General features: G+C 69.9%; 14 protein-coding genes, 1 tRNA gene and 1 riboswitch. Of the genes, 10 read left to right on the top strand and 5 right to left on the bottom strand.

Features of this window, described 5'->3' with window-relative positions; translation table 11 throughout:
* The first annotated feature begins 80 nt into the window (after positions 1-80).
* The 6 genes from ACWD3C_RS14670 (at position 81) to ACWD3C_RS14645 (ending at position 7,281) form a co-directional block, all read left to right on the top strand.
* Positions 81-545, top strand: a complete 465-nt coding sequence (locus ACWD3C_RS14670; RefSeq protein WP_451143731.1) for a hypothetical protein — start codon at positions 81-83, stop codon at positions 543-545.
* A gap of 786 nt (positions 546-1,331) precedes the next feature.
* The gene (locus tag ACWD3C_RS14665; RefSeq protein ID WP_451143729.1) at positions 1,332-2,909 is read left to right on the top strand and encodes a glycosyltransferase family 39 protein; all 1,578 of its coding nucleotides are present in this window, start codon (positions 1,332-1,334) and stop codon (positions 2,907-2,909) included.
* Positions 2,910-3,751: 842 nt separating this feature from the next.
* A complete protein-coding gene (locus tag ACWD3C_RS14660; RefSeq protein ID WP_451143727.1) occupies positions 3,752-4,693 on the top strand; it encodes a TIGR01777 family oxidoreductase in 942 nt (313 codons plus the stop codon).
* A 490-nt stretch (positions 4,694-5,183) separates the two neighbouring features.
* Complete coding sequence (locus tag ACWD3C_RS14655) at positions 5,184-5,768, top strand: RNA polymerase sigma factor (RefSeq protein WP_451143725.1); 585 nt, start codon at positions 5,184-5,186, stop codon at positions 5,766-5,768.
* Positions 5,765-6,355 carry a hypothetical protein gene (locus tag ACWD3C_RS14650; protein WP_451143723.1) on the top strand — a complete coding sequence of 197 codons (591 nt, stop codon included), beginning with the start codon at positions 5,765-5,767 and terminating at the stop codon, positions 6,353-6,355. The genes ACWD3C_RS14655 and ACWD3C_RS14650 overlap by 4 nt, the downstream gene beginning before the upstream one ends.
* Positions 6,356-6,858: 503 nt before the next feature.
* Complete coding sequence (locus ACWD3C_RS14645) at positions 6,859-7,281, top strand: VOC family protein (protein ID WP_451143721.1); 423 nt, start codon at positions 6,859-6,861, stop codon at positions 7,279-7,281.
* Positions 7,282-7,462: 181 nt separating this feature from the next.
* Here ACWD3C_RS14645 and ACWD3C_RS14640 read toward each other — a convergent pair whose 3' ends face one another.
* The 3 genes from ACWD3C_RS14640 to ACWD3C_RS14630 form a co-directional block, all read right to left on the bottom strand.
* Positions 7,463-8,755 (bottom strand): PP2C family protein-serine/threonine phosphatase, encoded by a 1,293-nt coding sequence (locus tag ACWD3C_RS14640; protein WP_451143719.1) that lies wholly within the window; start codon positions 8,753-8,755, stop codon positions 7,463-7,465.
* A gap of 225 nt (positions 8,756-8,980) precedes the next feature.
* Entirely contained in the window at positions 8,981-9,709 is a 729-nt protein-coding gene (locus tag ACWD3C_RS14635) for a GTP cyclohydrolase II (RefSeq protein WP_451143717.1), read from the bottom strand.
* Positions 9,710-9,942: 233 nt separating this feature from the next.
* A complete protein-coding gene (locus ACWD3C_RS14630; RefSeq protein ID WP_451143715.1) occupies positions 9,943-10,458 on the bottom strand; it encodes a MarR family winged helix-turn-helix transcriptional regulator in 516 nt (171 codons plus the stop codon).
* A 113-nt stretch (positions 10,459-10,571) separates the two neighbouring features.
* Here ACWD3C_RS14630 and ACWD3C_RS14625 point away from each other — a divergent pair, with 113 nt between their 5' ends.
* The 4 genes from ACWD3C_RS14625 (at position 10,572) to ACWD3C_RS14610 (ending at position 14,488) form a co-directional block, all read left to right on the top strand.
* Complete coding sequence (locus ACWD3C_RS14625; protein WP_451143713.1) at positions 10,572-11,717, top strand: dihydrofolate reductase family protein; 1,146 nt, start codon at positions 10,572-10,574, stop codon at positions 11,715-11,717.
* 107 nt (positions 11,718-11,824) lie between these two features.
* Positions 11,825-11,898 (top strand) — tRNA-Met (locus ACWD3C_RS14620).
* A 312-nt stretch (positions 11,899-12,210) separates the two neighbouring features.
* Positions 12,211-12,368: riboswitch (cyclic di-AMP (ydaO/yuaA leader) on the top strand.
* Between the two features lie 11 nt (positions 12,369-12,379).
* Positions 12,380-13,426, top strand: a complete 1,047-nt coding sequence (locus tag ACWD3C_RS14615) for a M23 family metallopeptidase (protein WP_451143711.1) — start codon at positions 12,380-12,382, stop codon at positions 13,424-13,426.
* A gap of 117 nt (positions 13,427-13,543) precedes the next feature.
* Positions 13,544-14,488, top strand: a complete 945-nt coding sequence (locus ACWD3C_RS14610) for an aldo/keto reductase (RefSeq protein WP_451143709.1) — start codon at positions 13,544-13,546, stop codon at positions 14,486-14,488.
* Positions 14,489-14,494: 6 nt separating this feature from the next.
* Here ACWD3C_RS14610 and ACWD3C_RS14605 read toward each other — a convergent pair whose 3' ends face one another.
* Positions 14,495-15,895 carry a PrsW family intramembrane metalloprotease gene (locus tag ACWD3C_RS14605; protein ID WP_451143707.1) on the bottom strand — a complete coding sequence of 467 codons (1,401 nt, stop codon included), beginning with the start codon at positions 15,893-15,895 and terminating at the stop codon, positions 14,495-14,497.
* 189 nt (positions 15,896-16,084) lie between these two features.
* Positions 16,085-16,909, bottom strand: a complete 825-nt coding sequence (gene trmB / locus ACWD3C_RS14600) for a tRNA (guanosine(46)-N7)-methyltransferase TrmB (RefSeq protein ID WP_451143705.1) — start codon at positions 16,907-16,909, stop codon at positions 16,085-16,087.
* Between the last annotated feature and the right edge of the window lie 46 nt (positions 16,910-16,955).

Raw genomic sequence — 16,955 nt, 5'->3', positions numbered from 1 at the left:
TCGCCCCTCGCATGGACGATCAGGCGGACGTCGGGCCCTGAGTCGTGGGCAGCCAGCGGACTGTCCCGTCGCCGGTGTGGATGCCGCAGGCCACGCAGACGCCCGCGGCCCGCTCGGGCTCGTTGTCCGACATCGGGCTCATCCGCTCGGCTCCCTGGCCCTGCACCGCGGGCACTGGCAGAGCGGAAACGCCAGGCTGTGCACGGGCTCGTCGGCCGACGGGAGAGTGCGCGCGTAGACCGGCGTGCAGCAGCATCGCCGTCCACCTTGTCGGAGGGACGACCGTCCGCAGCACGAGCGGCCTCACCACCGGAAACCTTGGCTTTGAGGAAGTCCGCTCCCGTGCCCCGGCGCTCGTGGGCGACACCCTCTACGCGGCCACGGAGATCACCGGTCGCCGCCTGTCGAAGAGCAGGCCGGACACCGGGGTTGTCACCTGCCGTACCACCGGCCACAACCAGGACGGCAACACCGTCATCACCTTCACCCGCAGTTTCTTCGTCCCCGCCGACGCCGACACCGTCCGCGACCACACCAACTACTAGGAGGAGGGGCACCGCATGCCTGAACCGGTCCGCATCATGAAGGCCGAGGAGACGCTGTGGCAGGAGTACACCGAACAGCGGCCGCAGCGGACCTCGCCGGTGTCGTGGCCAGATCCGTGGACGCTCTGACCCAGCTGATCCGTGCCACTGCGGACATGGAGCCGTGGCAGCCCGACCACATCTGACGCCAGCCACTCCTTCCCGGGCGAGGTAGGCACCCCCACGACCACCGACGGCCGGCTACCCGACCGCCCCGCGAAAACCCGCGCCTCCAGTCCGGTGGGCGCGGGCCCTATGGCAATTGCCCGTGCTCATACCCCTCCGTGCGTGCGCGATGCGTGGTGGACGGCACGTGGAGCCTCTGGGTGTACGGAACTCGATCTTGGCAGACCTGTTCCTACCAGGGGCCTCACTTCTGCCTGACGCCAGGTCACCTCCCGTCGCCCACAAGGCCGTCACGCACCGAAACCTTCACGTTGCCGAGAAGACCGCAATGCTGCCGCATGCCGGAAGAGGGCACTGGTCCGGGAGCTGTCCAAAGAGGAGATTCCCTCGCCGCGCGCCTCGTGGCGAATCTTCCGCGAGGCCCGTTGCGGTACGAGCCGGATCCGGCGGACCGTCGCCGCCGTTCACGCCATCGAGATCGCCTGGTGCTCAGGATGAGAAACCTTCAGCCAACCGAGTCAAACCTCAATGCGAACGGATGCGCGATGGCAGAATCCTGGTTCTCTGCTTCCGGCTACCGAGTTGATGGGGCCCGCTTCGACCTGAGGAAGCCATTCCGCGATGACTACCCAGAGCAAACGGCTGCCCGACGACACGAAAAGCCTGCCCCACTCCAAGCCGCCGTGGCCGCCACCCGCACCGCTCACTCCCGTTGCGGTGACGCTCATACCGGCGGCAGTGATGCTGGCCTTGGGCTTATGGTGGCTCGATCGCGGCATGTGGTGGGACGAGACCACCACGTACGAGGCTTCCACTCGAAGCCTCGGTGACCTCTGGCGGCTGTTGCACACGGTCGACGCCGTGCATGGCCTGTACTACCTGCTCATGCACACCTTCCTGCCCCGGGGCGAAGGTGACGCGGTCCTGCTCAGGCTTCCCTCGGTCGTCGGCATGACCCTTGCCGTTGCGGGCACCGCGGCGATCGGACGCAGGCTTGCGGGGCCATCGGTGGGCGTGCTGGCCGGGCTCGTCCTTGCCGTCTCCCCGCTCGCCTCGCACTATGCCCAGGAGGGGCGCTCGTACGCGCTGGTGACGGCAGCCGTCGTGCTTGCCTCCCTGCTCTTCCTGCGTGCGCTGGAGAAGCCGTCGCTCGCGCGGTGGGTCGGCTACGCGGCAGCCGTGCTGCTGGCGACGGCACTGCACCTGTTCGCGGTCCTGGTCCTCCTCGCGCACGGGGGCTGTCTGCTCGCGATCCGCTCACCGTGGCCGCTCGTGCGGCGTTGGCTGGCGGTAGCCCTGGTCGTCTGTGTGGGCATGCTGCCGTACACGCTGTACGCCGTGGGGCAGGCGAACCAGGTGGGCAGGCTTCGGTCGCCGACCTGGAAGACGGTCCGCGCGCTCGCCCTCGAGTTCACCGGTCCGGGCATCGCCGCGGTGGTCGTCGTGTCGGCACTGGTGATCGTCGGCGGAGTCCGGGGCCCGCTCATGGTGCGCGTACTCGCTCTGCCGTGGCTTGTCGTCCCCGCTGGTGTGCTGCTGACGTACTCGCTCGTCCATCCCGCCTACCACCTGCGCTACGTGCTGCACTCACTGCCCGCGATGGCGCTGCTCGCCGGGGTCGGTCTGGACACCGCTGTCCGAGTCGCGGCAGCGCGGCTGACACGGCGTCGGAGTGGACCGAACGCCCCACGGGCGGCCTACGGCTGTGCGGTCGCCCTGGTCACCTGCCTGCTGGCCCTCCAATTACCCGGTCAACTGGCGGAGCGCACCGCCGGGTCGCGCAACGACGACCAGACCGCTGCGGCCCGGCTGATCGGCGCCCACGCCCGGCGCGGTGACGCGGTGGTGTTCGTGCCCGCGACCAAGCGCGGTGTCGAGTACGTCTACCAACGGGAATTTTCTGAGGTCAGCGATGTGCTGCAGGTCGAGACGCCGATGGCTGCCGGGACCCTGGGCGGGCGGGAGGCGAACGCCGACGAGGTACGTCGGCTGCTGGAGGGCCATGACCGGGTCTGGGTCATCGACCGATCTGGGGTGATACCCGTCTCATTCACGACGGACAGGGACAAGATCAGTGTGCTCCGGGACGAATACCGCGTGGCCTGGACCCGGTCCGTGACCGGCCTGCGGGTCTCTCTCCATGTGCGGATGCGGCGAGGGCCGCTCGGCGAACTGGTGCGCGAACTCTCCCCAAGGTGAGTACCGGGAGAGGCGCGTGATGCCTAAGGTCCAAACCGTCCGAGATCCTCGTCGTCCCGATCCCGCACCTTTCCGTCCGAATCGGCTGCCTGATTCGGGTTGACCCGAGGCGTCAGACCGACCGGTTCAACCGTCAGTCGTAACGTGCCTGCGCGAACCATCTGCCGGACGCGATTCACGACGCGACCCGCCACACCGCCGTCCGCAATGCCGCCGCCGCGACCGGCGCCTCGGTCATCGACCCCGAACCCTGGGTCTGCGCCACCCCGCACCGGCACCTGCCGGGCTCCGACGGGCTGCGCACAGGTCTCTGTCAGTACGCGGTCAAGGCGGCGGGGCAGGATCATCGTGCACGAGAAGTGGTATCGCCCCAACGATCCACGTCGGCACCGGTTGAGCCGAACATCCACATCGTGCAGGGCGCGGGTCATCACGGGCGGCCTCCCGGCGCTGCGAGCGAGCAGTGTCAAGGAACAGACCGACAAGGTGCAGTGACCTGCCAAGGTCCCGGCTCTGTGGCCGTCTGTGCTGGTCAGCTCGGCGGCTTGCGTGAGCGATGCGTGAGCGGACGACGCCGCACAGGCCGTCACGAACCAGACCCGGCATCCCGCTCCACCCACGTTGGCCAGGCATGACCGGACAGTGGGGGACCACTTGGAGCCGCCCGGCAGAAGGCCGCGGAGACTTTTGATCCATTGGTTGTGGGTTCGAGTCCCACAGGGCCTACCGCGTAGCAGGCGGGGGCAAGGGCGGGGGTATCCCCTGTAGGCTTCCGGACTCGTTTTTTGAACGTGTTCAATTTTCTCTGCTAGGTTCGCTCCCACACGCCGAGGGGGAGCCTGATGAAGATCGTGATACCTGGGGGAACCGGGCAGGTGGGGGCGATCCTGAACCGTGAGCTGACTGCGGCGGGGCATGATGTCGTGGTCCTGAGCAGACGGCCGGGGCGCGAGAGCGAAATCCACTGGGACGGCGAGACCCTGGGGCCCTGGGCCGAGGCGCTGAACGGCAGCGATGTCGTGATCAACCTGGCCGGACGCAGTGTGAGCTGCCGATACAGCACGGCCAATCTGCAGGCCATGATGGATTCTCGGGTGAACTCCGCACGAGTCGTGGGTGAGGCGATCGCCGCCGCCGTACGGCCTCCCAGGGTCTGGCTGCAGATGAGCACGGCCACCGTCTACGCCCACCGTTTCGACGCGCCCAATGATGAGGCGACCGGTGTGCTCGGCGGCACGGAACCCGGCGTCCCGGGCTACTGGGCCTACAGCGTCGAGATCGCGAAAGCGTGGGAACGGGAGCAGGAACAAGCCGAAACCCCGCACACCCGCAAGGTCGCCCTGCGCTCTGCCATGGTGATGAGCCCCGACCGCGGCGGTGTCTTCGACGTGTTGCTGCGGCTGGCGCGGCTCGGCCTCGGCGGGCCGGTCGCGGGTGGCGCACAGTACGTGTCCTGGATCCACGATCGTGACTTCGTCCGCGCTGTGGAGTTCCTGACCGACCGGGACGACATCGCCGGGCCGGTGAATCTCGCCGCTCCCGCTCCGGTGCCGCAGCGCACGTTCATGCGCGCGCTGCGCGCAGCGTGGGGTGTTCCCGTGGGCCTGGCGGCAACGAGGTGGATGGCCGAGCTGGGCGCGTTCGTGATGCGCTCGGACACCGAACTCCTGCTCAAGAGCCGTCGCGTCGTCCCCGGCCGCCTGCTCGACGCGGGCTTCGCCTTCGACCACGCCCAGTGGCCAGAGGCCGCCCACGATCTCGTGCGGCGCGTACGCGGCGGATGAGCCGCACGAGCCGGCCTTCGGCTCCTGGCGGCGCGGGCTCCCTGTCGGTGGTTCGGGCCTGCGGCGTGCGTCCGCGGGTCGGGTAGGGCTTCGGCCGCCGCCGTGGCCGGGAGCCAGGGGAGGTCCGTCGGCGGGGCGCGGTCTCGTTCGGTTCATGCGGGTGTGTGGGCGTCGTCGGCCTCGGGCTCATCGGATTGCCTGCCCCCTGTTCGGGGGTGGCCCCACACCTGCTCGATGGATGGTCCCCCCAGCCGTACGGCACCTGACCTGCGGACGGATGTCACACGGATGCCACGAGGTGGGCGGGGGGCCTCATAGACAGCCCAGGTCCGGGGGTGGACGAGGCGCCCAGGACGGTCGCGCTGCCACCGCGGCGCGCGCCCCGGGGCGGGCACCGATGCAACGGTTGGCCGCCGTCCGGCCTAGTACCGGGTGAAGGACCACCGACACCTTGGAGGATCGGGTGCCTTTAATACCCGAAGGGGCCGCAGTGCCCAAACTACGTGCGAGCCGGGCCGCGCCGCCGCGGCCGGACGCCGCCGGATTCGCGGCGTTCTATGAGGAGAACTTCGACGCCGTACTCGGCTTCGTGGCCCGGCGCACGACCTGCCCGCAGGTGGCCGCGGACCTCACCGCCGACATCTTCGTCTCCGCGCTGGAGGCCGCCGGCCAGTACGACCCGAGGCGTGGCGCACCCGCCGCCTGGCTGTACGGAATCGCCCGCAACGCCCTGGCCTCCCACTTCCGGGGCAGCGCCCGCGAGCAGCACGCGGTGGCCCGGCTGAACGGGCACCGCATCCTCGACGAGGAGGACATCGCCGCGCTGGAGGAGCGGATCGACGCGGAACGGGCGGCGCGTGAGCTGGCCGAGCGGCACAGCGCGCTGAGTGAGCCATTGCGGGAGGTCCTCGATCTGGTGACCGTCGACGGCCTCACCCCGCGCCAGGCCGCCCAGGTCCTCGGGCTCAACCAGGCGACGGTGCGGTCCCGCCTGCACCGCGCGAAGCGCGCGCTGCGCGCCGAACGTCCGTCCGTCACCGAACACACAGAACCCATGCTGGAGGTTGTCTCATGAGCACGCCCACCGGATTCAAGCGGCGCCTGGCGTCGGAGCTGTCGGCCATGGCCACGCACCCGGCCCCCGCCCCGGCCACCCGGGCCCCGGCCCGTCGTCTCCGCGTACCGCTCACCATCGCGGCGGTGGCGACGGCCGCCGTCGCGACGGCGGTGGTCGTACCGACGCTGACCGGCTCGGGGGGCTCGCCCGCGTACGCCGTTACCCAGCAGGGCGACGGCTCGCTGGTCCTGGACCTGAAGCGCGCCGAGGGCATGCCCGGCCTCGAGAAGCAGCTGAAGAAGATGGGCGTGCGTGCGGTCATCATGAAGGCGGACGAGGACTGCTCCACGGGCAAGCCGCCCATGGTCCCCGGGTCCTCCCAACGCCAGCCGGTGACGTACGAGCTCCCGGGCGCCCCCGGGAAGGCCCGCATCAACCCGGAGCGGATCCGGAACGGCGAGACGCTGCTCCTCGCGGTCGAGTTCAGGGACGGCGAGGACACGCCCTTCGCGATTTCTGACCGGCTGGTGCAGAAGGTCCCCACGTGCACTGTGGGAGGGATCGGTACGTTCATGGTGTATGCCCCCGGCCACGAGCCGAAGTGACCCAAGGGCGGAGCCGCGGGCGTCTCGCGCGGCTCCGCCATGTCCGGCAGCACCATCGCCTCGTGGCTCCGGCTCCCCGGCTCCCCGGTACCGCGTGTAGGCAACCAGGCCCCGCGCCCCGGGTCCGTCTGCGACTCGGTGAAGTGCGACCGCCCGCCACCGGTCACGGCGCTCGCTGAAGCCCCCACTCCGTCGAACGCCGAAGCCAGTGGGGCAATGAGCGCGCTGGGCCACTCCCTCCCGCAAACCGTCCACCCGTCCACCCGTCCGTCAAGGACACGGAGCTGTCCGACGGTACGCGCGTGATCGTGAATGCCGTGGAAGAAGCAGGGGCCTGACGGTTCGTCGGACTGGCCACCCCGTCCGGCCCGGACGAACCGACCTCCCGACTCGCTGGGCCATCAGCAACCCCGCCCTCTGGTGGGCGCGCACGGCGGGCCATTGTCAGTGGCCCGCGTTAGTCTCCGCGTATTCAGCCGTTTGTCCAGTTCCAGGAGGGTTTCATGGCTTCGCGTCTCAATCCCTACATCAGCTTCGACGGCGATGCCCGCCAGGCGATGGAGTTCTACCAGCAGGTCTTCGGCGGCACGCTGGCGCTGAACACCTACGGTGAGTTCGGCCAGTCGGACGCCCCGGACACCCCGCACGCCGAAAGGATCATGCACGGCATGCTGGAAACCCCGAGCGGCTTCACTCTGATGGGCGCCGACAACCCGCCTGGCATGGAGCGCACGGTGGGAAACAACTTCTCGGTGAGCCTGAGTGGCGACGACGACGCCGAACTGCGCGGCTACTGGGAGAAGCTGTCCGCCGGCGGTTCCGTCTCCGTGCCGATGGAGAAGCAGATGTGGGGCGATGTGTTCGGCATGTGCACGGACCGTTTCGGCATCCCCTGGATGGTCAACATCAGCCAGCCGCAGACCTGAACGGAGCCGGCAGCGAGCGATGCACCGCACCTGGTCACGGGCCCGCCGTACGTGAGCGTCGGCCCGTGTCTGGCCCGCCCGACCCCTCAGAACCCCTCAGGCCCCTCAGAACCCCTCAGGCCGTTCCGGACCCTCACGACCCCTCAAGACCCTCACGACCCCTCAGGACCCTCAGGACTCCTCAGAGGCGGAGGACGATGAGGGCGGTGTCGTCGTCCGGGCCCGAGGCGGCCTGCGTCATGTCGGCCAGCAGGGCGTCGGCGCATTCCTCGGCGGGAAGGGCATGGTGTCGGCGCGCGCTGTCGACGAGCCGGGCGACCCCGGTGTCGATGTCTTCGCCGCGGTTCTCGATCAGGCCGTCGGTGTAGACGACGAGCGTGGCTCCGGGGGAGTAGGCGACGGTCGTCTGGGTCCTGGGCATGTCGTCGTCGCAGGCGCCGAGCGGGGGGTCGGTGGCCGCGTCGAGGACGGTGACGGTTCCGTCGGATGCCGCCAGGAGCGGTGGCGGGTGGCCGGCGCAGCTGTAGGTGAGGGTGTGCGTGGCGCGGTCGACGACGGCCTGGGCGGCGGAGGTGGCGAGGGCGCCCTCGACGGTGTGCGCGTACTGGGCGAGGGTTCGCAGGGCGAGGGCGGGTTGTCCGGTGGCGCGGATGGCGGCGCTGAGGGCGCTGCGCAGCTGGCCCATGATGCTGGCGGCCTCCAGACCGTGGCCGACGACGTCGCCGACGGCGACCGCCAGCCGGCCGGCGTCCAGGTCGACCAGGTCGTACCAGTCGCCGCAGACGTGCAGGAAGCTGGCCGCCGGCCGGTAGCGGACGGCGCAGTGCGGCTCCCCGTTTCCCGGCCGCGCGGGCAGCATGGCCCGTTGCAGCGTGACGGCGACCTCGTGGGCACGTGCGTGCTCCTGACGCAGCCGCTCGTTGAGTTCCTGGAGTTCCTGGGAGCGGGTCAGCACGTCGGCCGTCATGGCGTCCTCGGCGCTGAGCCGGGCCTCCGGCGTCATGCGGAGCGCGCGACGGGCGCGGACCAGGGCGGTGACCTCCTCGACCCGGTGCGCGATGAGCCACACCTTGCCGTCGGCGCCCACGGCCGGGATGTTGACCGGGTTCCAGTAGCGTTCCTCGAACACGCCGGGCTGTCCGGGCACTTCGACGTCGTACCTCTGTACGGCCATGCTGTCCGACTCGCCGGTGGCCAGCACCCGCTCCAGCGACGCGCGCAGATTCCGGGCTCCGGCGGCCTGGGGGTTGGAAGGGTTGTCGGGGAATACGTCGAAGAGGTACCGGCCGAGCAGCTCTTCCTCACCGCGCCTTGAGACCCGCAGGTACGCCCGGTTCGCGGCGGCGATGATCAGGTCGGGGGTGAGGAGCAGCACCGGGGTCGGCAGAGCCTGGAACACCGCCGCGTAGTCGATCTCGGCGCCCGGAACCTGCCCCGGGACGTGTGCCGTGTCCGGCGCGTTCTCGCCGCTCACCCCACCATGTCTACTCCGTCACCAGCCCTGCCGCGACCGGATGCGCCCCGGCACCATCCGCACCGTCCGGAGCCCGCCCGTCCCGACTTACGGCTCGCGGACGTGCACCCCATCTGACCTGCTGCGCAGCGGTCGGAGTCGGTCCTGTCCGGCGGGGGCGGGCGCCGCCACGGCGTTTCGGGGCTCGTCCGGGGCGTAGGCGTGCCCTTGAGTACCCCCGTGGCCTCAACCCGCCGTCAGCTCCGCCAGCTCATTCAGCTCATTCAGCTCAGTCCGCTCATTCAGGTCACTGGTCAGTTCACTCCGCTCACCCAACTCACTCAGCTCAGTCAGTTCCGTCAGCGGCAGCGTGTGCTGGGTCTGGAGGACCTTCGCGCGGAGGTAGCGGACGTTGTGGGCCGTGGTGAAGACGCCGGTGGGGACCCGGTGGCGGACGTCGATGCCCAGGTCGCGGAGTTGGCCGGCCTTGTCGGGGTTGTTGGAGAGCAGGTCGAGGGTGGGGATGCCGAGGGCCTGGAGCATCTGGGCGGCGGCCGTGTAGTCGCGGGCGTCCTCGGGGAGGCCGAGGGCCGCGTTCGCCTCGTATGTGTCGAGGCCCTGGTCCTGGAGGGCGTACGCGTCGAGCTTGTTGTAGAGGCCGATGCCCCGGCCCTCCTGGCGGAGGTAGAGGAGCACGCCCCCGTGGTCGGCGATCTGCTCCACCGCCTCGCGCAGCTGCGGGCCGCAGTCGCAGCGGGCCGAGCCGAAGACGTCGCCGGTCAGGCACTCGGAATGCAGGCGGACCAAGGGCACGTGGCCTGTGCGACCTGGTTCGCCGAGTACGACGGCCACGTGCTCCTGGCCGTCGGTCAGGCCATGGAAGGTGACCAGTTCGGCGTCGACGCTGTAGCCGTCGTTGAAGCGCAGCGGTACCCGGACGCGGGCGCGCGGGGTGGCGGCGGGGTAGTCGGGCATGCGGTTCTCCGGTCCAGACGGGGTGCGGGGTCGGCGATACGTTTCAAAACTGAAGCACATCGTCCACAGGGACTCTAACTCTGCTTCAAATTTCAAGCAACCCCTGGATCAACCCCTGGAGTAACTCGTGGATCAACCCCTGGAGTAACCCGTGGAGCAACCCCTGTAGAGAGCGAGCCATTCCCCGGAGAGGCGCACGGATGGACGGACGGACGGATGGACGGACGTGCGCGCTATCCCGAAGAGCACGACCGGCGACGCCACGGCAGGTCGTCGGGGGCCGTCGCCTTGGGATCGTCACCCTGGAGCGCCTGCGCGATCCCCGAGCAGATCCGCTCCAGCTGCCCCACCTGCTCCGGGGTGAGGTGATCGAAGACCGCCTTCCGGACCGTCTCGACATGCCCCGGTGCCGTACGCTCCAGAAGGGCCATGCCCTCGTCCGTCAGCACCGCGAGGCTTCCGCGTTTGTCCGAGGTGCAGCCCTCGCGCCGTACCGCCCCGTCCTTCTCCAGCCGGGTCACGGCGTACGTCAGCCGGCTGCGCGTGATCTTCAGTCTCTCGGCGAGATCGGTCATCCGCAGTCGGCGGTCCGGGGCCTCGGAGAGGCCGGCCAGGACGGAGTAGTACAGGTGCGGCATGCCGGCCTCCTGCTGGAGCTGCCGGTCGAGGGCGTCCTCCAGGAGCAGCTGCGCGGCGATGTACGCGCGCCAGGCGCGTTGTTCCTCAGGGGTGAGCCAGCGGGTCGTCATACGGACAGTGTAGTTATTGTTTAAAACTTGAACCAAGACCGGGTGAGTGACACGCCCCCGGCCGACCGGTCACGACCACGATGACCACGACCACGACCACGGGAGCGAGCCCCATGCCCCACCCCTACGTCCTGTTGTCCGCCGCCGTCTCCCTCGACGGCTTCCTGGACGACACCGGCCCCGACCGGCTGCTGCTCTCGGGCCCGGCCGACTTCGACCGGGTCGACGAGGTACGGGCGGCCAGCGACGCGATCCTGATCGGCGCTGGCACCCTGCGCACCGACAACCCCCGGCTCCTGGTCAACTCGTCCGACCGCCGCGCCGCCCGGGTCGCCGCCGGGCTCCCGGCGTACCCGCTCAAGGTCACGGTCAGCGCGTCCGGGGACCTCGACCCGACGGCACAGTTCTGGCACACGGGCGGCGAGAAGGTCGTCTATACGACGGACAAGGGCGCCGAACGGCTGCGCGGGCTCGGCGACACCGCCGACGTCGTGGCCCTCGGCCCCGAGCTGGACTGGCGGGCGGTCCTCGACCACCTCGGCACCGTACGCGGCATCGGGCGTCTCATGGTCGAGGGCGGCGGCCGGGTCCACACCCAGTTGCTCCAGCAGGGGCTCGCCGACGAGCTGCAGCTCGCCGTCGCCCCGGTGTTCGTGGGGGAGGCGGACGCGCCCCGCATGTTCGGGACGGGGCCGTACCCCGGCGGCCCGACCGGCCGGATGCGGCTCCTGGAGACCCGGCCCGTCGGTGACGTCGTCCTCATGCGGTACGTCCCCACGGTCCCGGGGGCCAGAAGCGAGCCCTCCGCCGCCGACCGGCACTGGCTGAAGCTGGCCTGCGAGCTGGCGGCGCAGTGCCCGCCCTCGCGGACGGCCTTCAGTGTGGGCGCGGTGATCGTCGCGGCCGACGGCACGGAGCTGGCCCGCGGTCACTCCCGCGAGGGCACCGACCCGGTCGTCCACGCTGAGGAGGCCGCCCTCGCCAAGCTCGACCCCGCCGACCCGAGCCTCGCCTCCGCCACCGTCTACAGCAGCCTGGAGCCCTGCGCCCGCCGCGCCTCCCGCCCCGCCTCCCCCTGCGCCCGACTGATCCTCGACGCGGGCGTACGGCGCGTCGTCACCGCCTGGCGCGAGCCCGACACCTTCGTCACCGCCGCCGACGGCAGCGGACTCCTCGCGGACGCCGGGGTCGACGTGCTCGTCCTGCCCGAGTACGAGCAGCGGGCGAAGGAGCCGAACCGCCACCTGTTGCCCGGGTGACAGGTCACCGATTCCTGCGTGACAGGTCGCCGATCCCCGGGTGACAGGTCACCGCCGTAAACCCTGGTGCTGGGCGGTCCGCGGATGGCGTACACTTGAGACATCGCCGCGGGGTGGAGCAGCTCGGTAGCTCGCTGGGCTCATAACCCAGAGGTCGCAGGTTCAAATCCTGTCCCCGCTACTGATGGCCGAGGGCCGGAACTCATTCGAGTTCCGGCCCTCGGCTTTGCGTGGGCGTGGGCGGCTTTCTGCGCGGCTGATCGTTGTCACAAAGCGTGCCCGACCGACCCCCCTCCGCATAACAACTGACACAACGTCAGATGAGCCGAGGTTTATGAGCCGAGGTCAACTCGCCCGATTTAGGCCCCTCATGGCCCGTAAGTCCAGCGCAAAAGACTGATCGATCATCCGGAACAGCTTGGAATACGGCCCCGGGGTCTATTAACGTTCGATAACGCAGCGCGGTTGTCCCAGCCGTCACAAGAGGCGGCTCCGTGCGCACGCGCCGAATCCCGTAAGGGAACCGGGGAACCACCACCTTGGGGTGAATCGGGCGGAAGCCGCCGTGGAAGTACGGCAGGTTTACGCGCGTAGGAGACCTTCCTGCTCCGAACCCGTCAGCTAACCCGGTAGGCGAGAAGGAAGGAAAGGAGTACGCCTACGTGGCGTCCAACCGGCCTGCCCCAGAAGCTCCGTCCGTGCCGAGCCAGCACAGCGGCGACACCTTCGCCTACGGCGGCTACGACAGCAAGGACGAGGGTCCCTGGCAGGAGTGGAATCCCACCGAGGAGTCCATTCGTCCCGTTCGCGGCCGGCACCGCGTAAGCAAGCAGCGCGGGGGAGGACTCGCCCGCAGCTCCACGGTTCTGGGCGTCGGCGTCATAGCCGCGGTCGGCGCGGGCGGCATGGCCACCGCGCAGACCGGCAAGCCGCCGGTGTCCATCTCGCTGCCCGACCTGCCGAGCGTGGGCTCGGTGTTCGAGGAATCGGACGAGGAGGAGGAAGAGCCGCAGGCTTCCGAGGCTCCGCTCACCAGCGCCGGCCTGACCACGGCCGACACCGATTCCGGTACGACCAACGCCGGTGAGGCACTGCGCGCCCGCATCATCCAGCAGGCCGAGTCCCAGCAGGACCAGGTCGACACCGCCGCCGCCAAGGCCGCCGAGGCCAAGGCCGCGGAGAAGGCCGCCGAACTCGCCGCCAAGGAGAAGAAGGAGGCCGAGGCCAAGGCCGCCGAGGAGAAGAGGCAGGCGGAGGAGGAGGCCCGGCAGAAGGCCGAGGAGGAGCGTCTCGCCGAGCTCGCCAGGCAGTACACGCTGCCGACCTCCTCGTACACCATCACCTCCTACTTCGGCCAGGCCGGCGCCCTGTGGTCCTCCGGCTACCACACCGGCCTCGACTTCGCCGCCCCCACGGGCACGCTGATCAAGGCCGTGCACAGCGGCACGATCACGTCGGCCGGCTGGGACGGGTCGTACGGCTACAAGACGGTGCTCACCCTGGAGGACGGCACGGAGATCTGGTACGCCCACCAGTCCTCCATCAACGTCAGCGTCGGCCAGCAGGTCGCCACGGGCGACATCATCGGCCGCGTCGGCGCCACCGGCAACGTCACCGGCGCTCACCTCCACCTGGAGGTCCACACCGCCGGCAGCAGCTCCGGGATCGACCCGATGGCGTGGCTGCAGAGCAAGGGGCTGAACCCGTAAGGCGTGAGTCGTGAGTCCAGGCTCCCGGTTTTACGGGATCTTGGGGAACCCGAGGCTGTTGGGGCCGGTCGTGCGGAATGCGCTTGCCCGGCCCGGCAGTTGACGTAGAGCATGACCATGACTTCTCTGCGCAAGCTGGGCTCGTCCGACCTTGAGGTCTTCCCGCTCTCCCTCGGCGGCAACGTCTTCGGCTGGACCGCCGACGAGGCACAGTCCTTCGCCGTGCTGGACGCGTACGCGGCGGTGGGCGGCAACTTCGTCGACTCGGCCGACTATTACTCGGCGTGGGCCGAGGGCAACTCGGGCGGGGAGTCCGAGACGGTCATCGGCAAGTGGGTGCGGGCCCGCGGCAATCGCGATGACGTCGTGATCGCCACCAAGGTCAGCCAGCACCCCGAGTACCAGGGACTGTCCGCCGCCAACATCAAGGCCGCCGCCGACGCCTCCCTGCGCCGCCTCGGCACCGATTACATCGACCTGTACTACACCCACTTCGACAAGCCCGAGGTGCCGGTCGAGGAGATCATCACCGCCCTCGACGAACTGGTGAAGGCCGGCAAGGTCCGCGCGATCGCCGCCTCCAACATCACCCCGGAGCGCCTGACGGCCTCCCTGGAGTTCTCCGACCGCGAGGGTCTGGCACGCTACGTGGCCCTGCAGCCCCACTACAACCTGGTCTCGCGCACCACGTACGAGGGTGCCCTGCAGGACGTGGTCGCCGCCTCCGGCCTGTCCGCCGTCCCGTACTTCGCCCTGGCCAGCGGCTTCCTCACGGGCAAGTACCGGCCGGGTACGACGGTCGAGAGCCCGCGTGCGGTGGGCGCGGGCGCCCACCTGGAGACCGACCGGGGCGTACGCGTCCTGGCCGCCCTGGACGACATCGCCGGGGACCGCGGTGTCGAGCCCGCCACCGTCGCCCTCGCCTGGATCGCCGGCCGGCCGACGGTCGCCGCCCCCATCGCCTCGGCGCGCACGGTGGAGCAGCTTCCGGCGCTGCTGGCGGTGGCGGACGTGACCCTGACGGAGGAGGAGGCCGGGAGGCTGACGGAGGCTTCGGCGTAGGTTCCGTCAGGACCTGTACGGGTTGTGTGGGTTGTACGCCGTGTACGCGGGATAGGGCGCCGTCGGCGCGTACCCCTGCCCGTATCCGTATCCGTATCCGTTTTCCTGTCCGTGTCCCTGCCCGTGTCCGGGCCACTGCACCGGTGGCGGTATCGGCACAGGTACCGGCGTCGGTGCCGTGCACCGGGCCGCGTGTGCCAGGGCGGGGCGGGCGAGCTCGCGGCGGCGCCACAGCTCGAAGAGCAACTCCCGTTCCCGTACGACGAAATCGACGCCCGCGCGGCCCTGGCGGCCCCGGTGCCGCAGGAAGGCCAGGGAGGTCGCGTACGCCTCGTAGTCCGCGACCGAGCGGGCCGCGGCGCGGCCGAAGTGGTGCCGGGCGTACTCCCGGGCGAGGCGCCGGGCCCGCATGGAGCCGAGGACGTACGGCTCGGGCGGGGTGAGCCAGCCGGCGGCGGCGTACGCGGGCAACTCCTCGCGTACGGTGCGCAGTTCCCGTTGCCGGGTCCAGATGACCAGCCAGGTCAGCAGCCCGAAGGCGGGGACCATGAAGACGGCGTAGACGGCCAGGAAGCCGAACTCCCCGACGGTCGAGGACCCGTTCCAGAGGGCGTGCATGCCCATGGCGAGAAGCAGGCCGGAGAGGGGGAGCAGGGCGCGCCGTAGGTGATGGCGGTCCGCGGAGAGGGCGGCGATCCCGAAGCCGATGCCGGTGAGCACGGTGAACAGCGGGTGCGCGAACGGCGACATGATCACGCGGACGAAGAAGGTGGCGGCAGTGACGGACGCGAACCCGCTGTCGCCGCTGAGCTGGTCGGTGCCGAAGGCAGTGCCGAGGTAGAGGATGTTCTCGGTGAAGGCGAAGCCGGTGGCGGTGACACCGGCTATGACGACCCCGTCGACGATCCCGGTGAAGTCCCGTCTGCGGAAGAGGAAGATCAATAAGATCGCCGCGGCCTTGGCGGTCTCCTCGACGACGGGGGCGATGACCGTGGCCCCGAGGGTGTCGGCGCCGGACGGGTCGGCGGTGGCCGTCGCTATCCATCTGGTCGCGAAGCTGTTGGCGACGATGGCTATGAGCGCCGCCGCGCAGGCGCCCCAGGCGAAGGAGAAGAGCAGGTTCCGCCAGGGCCCGGGCTCCACCCGGTCCAGCCAGCGGAACGCGGCTATCAGCAGGGGTACGGGCAGTACGGCGAGCCCGAGCCCGACCAGGAACCCTTCCGTGCCGGTCTGTTCGCGTACGAGGGCGAGGATGACCAGCCCGGAGAGCGCGAGCAGGGTGATCAGGGCTCCGTACCGCAGCCACTTCTTCTGCCACCAGTGCGCGGGCCGCCGCACACCGCCGACAGAAGCGGCTTGACCGCCGGGGCCGCTGGGGTGCGTCGGGTAGGGAGGAAAGGTGGCCACGGCATCGACCCTAACGAGGGATGGGCGCTGCCCGCGACGGTGCCGCGTAGGCCCGGCCTGGCCGGAGCCGGGGGATGCCTCGCGGGGCGGGGGCGGGGAGTTGTCGGGCGTTGTGCGGTGCTGTCTCTGCTGACTGTGCTGCTTCTGTGCTTCTGTGCTGACTGTGGCTTCTGTGGTGCCTGTGGGGTGCTAGTCCTGGTTCTGTGCGCGGTTCTGTACCTGGCTCTGTCCGTCGTGCTGTACGCACCGGAAGAGCAGGTCGTTCACCACATGACCCTTGTCCAGTCCCTGTCCCTCGAAACGGGTCAGCGGCCGGAACGCCGGACGTGGCGCGAACCCGCCCTCCGGCTGGGTGTTCTCGAATTCCGGATGCGCGGTCAGCACGTCGAGCATCTGCTCGGCGTACGGCTCCCAGTCGGTCGCACAGTGCACGATCGCCCCCGGCCGGAGCCGGGACGCGGCCAGCGTCAGGAATTCCGGTTGGATCAGCCGCCGCTTGTGGTGCCGCTTCTTGGGCCAGGGGTCGGGGAAGTAGACGCGCAGACCGTCGAGAGAGTCCGGTACGAGCATCTCGCGCAGCAGGATGATCGCGTCCCCGTTGGCCACCCGGATGTTGGACAGTCCGTTCCGCTCCGCGAGATTGAGCAGGTTGCCCTGGCCAGGGGTGTGCACGTCGACGGCGAGGATGTTCGTGTCCGGGGCCTCGGCGGCCATCTGCGCGGTCGCTTCGCCCATGCCGAAGCCGATTTCGAGGACGACGGGGTTGGCGTTCCCGAACAGCTCGGCGAGATCGAGGGTCCGCCGCCCGTCGATGTCCAGCCCCCACTTCGGCCACAGCCTCTGCAACGCGTCCGCCTGCCCCGCCGTCACCCGACTCCGCCGAGGCTGAAAACTCCGGATCCGCCGCTCGAAGTGCGACCCGGCCGGATCGGCCTGCGGCCCGTCGGGGAAACGGGGTTCGCCTTTGGCGCGGGGGTGGTGGTGGGGGGCGGCGGTGTAATGGGACTCAGTCACAGTGCGAACGATTTTACGGGGGCCGAGAGCCGAGAGCCGAGAGCCG

The organism is Streptomyces sp. NPDC002845, assembly GCF_053591955.1.
The sequence above is the reverse complement of the archived record's forward strand: the minus strand, read 5'-3'. Positions and strand labels throughout refer to the sequence as shown.

Excerpts from the sequence above, each read along its gene's own strand:
- ACWD3C_RS14670 (WP_451143731.1), top strand. The coding sequence starts at position 81 with ATGCCGCAGGCCACGCAGACGCCCGCGGCCCGCTCGGGCTCGTTGTCC.
- ACWD3C_RS14665 (WP_451143729.1), top strand. The coding sequence starts at position 1,332 with ATGACTACCCAGAGCAAACGGCTGCCCGACGACACGAAAAGCCTGCCC.
- ACWD3C_RS14660 (WP_451143727.1), top strand. The coding sequence starts at position 3,752 with ATGAAGATCGTGATACCTGGGGGAACCGGGCAGGTGGGGGCGATCCTG.
- ACWD3C_RS14650 (WP_451143723.1), top strand. The coding sequence starts at position 5,765 with ATGAGCACGCCCACCGGATTCAAGCGGCGCCTGGCGTCGGAGCTGTCG.
- ACWD3C_RS14645 (WP_451143721.1), top strand. The coding sequence starts at position 6,859 with ATGGCTTCGCGTCTCAATCCCTACATCAGCTTCGACGGCGATGCCCGC.
- ACWD3C_RS14635 (WP_451143717.1), bottom strand. The coding sequence starts at position 9,709 with ATGCCCGACTACCCCGCCGCCACCCCGCGCGCCCGCGTCCGGGTACCG.
- ACWD3C_RS14630 (WP_451143715.1), bottom strand. The coding sequence starts at position 10,458 with ATGACGACCCGCTGGCTCACCCCTGAGGAACAACGCGCCTGGCGCGCG.
- ACWD3C_RS14625 (WP_451143713.1), top strand. The coding sequence starts at position 10,572 with ATGCCCCACCCCTACGTCCTGTTGTCCGCCGCCGTCTCCCTCGACGGC.
- ACWD3C_RS14610 (WP_451143709.1), top strand. The coding sequence starts at position 13,544 with ATGACTTCTCTGCGCAAGCTGGGCTCGTCCGACCTTGAGGTCTTCCCG.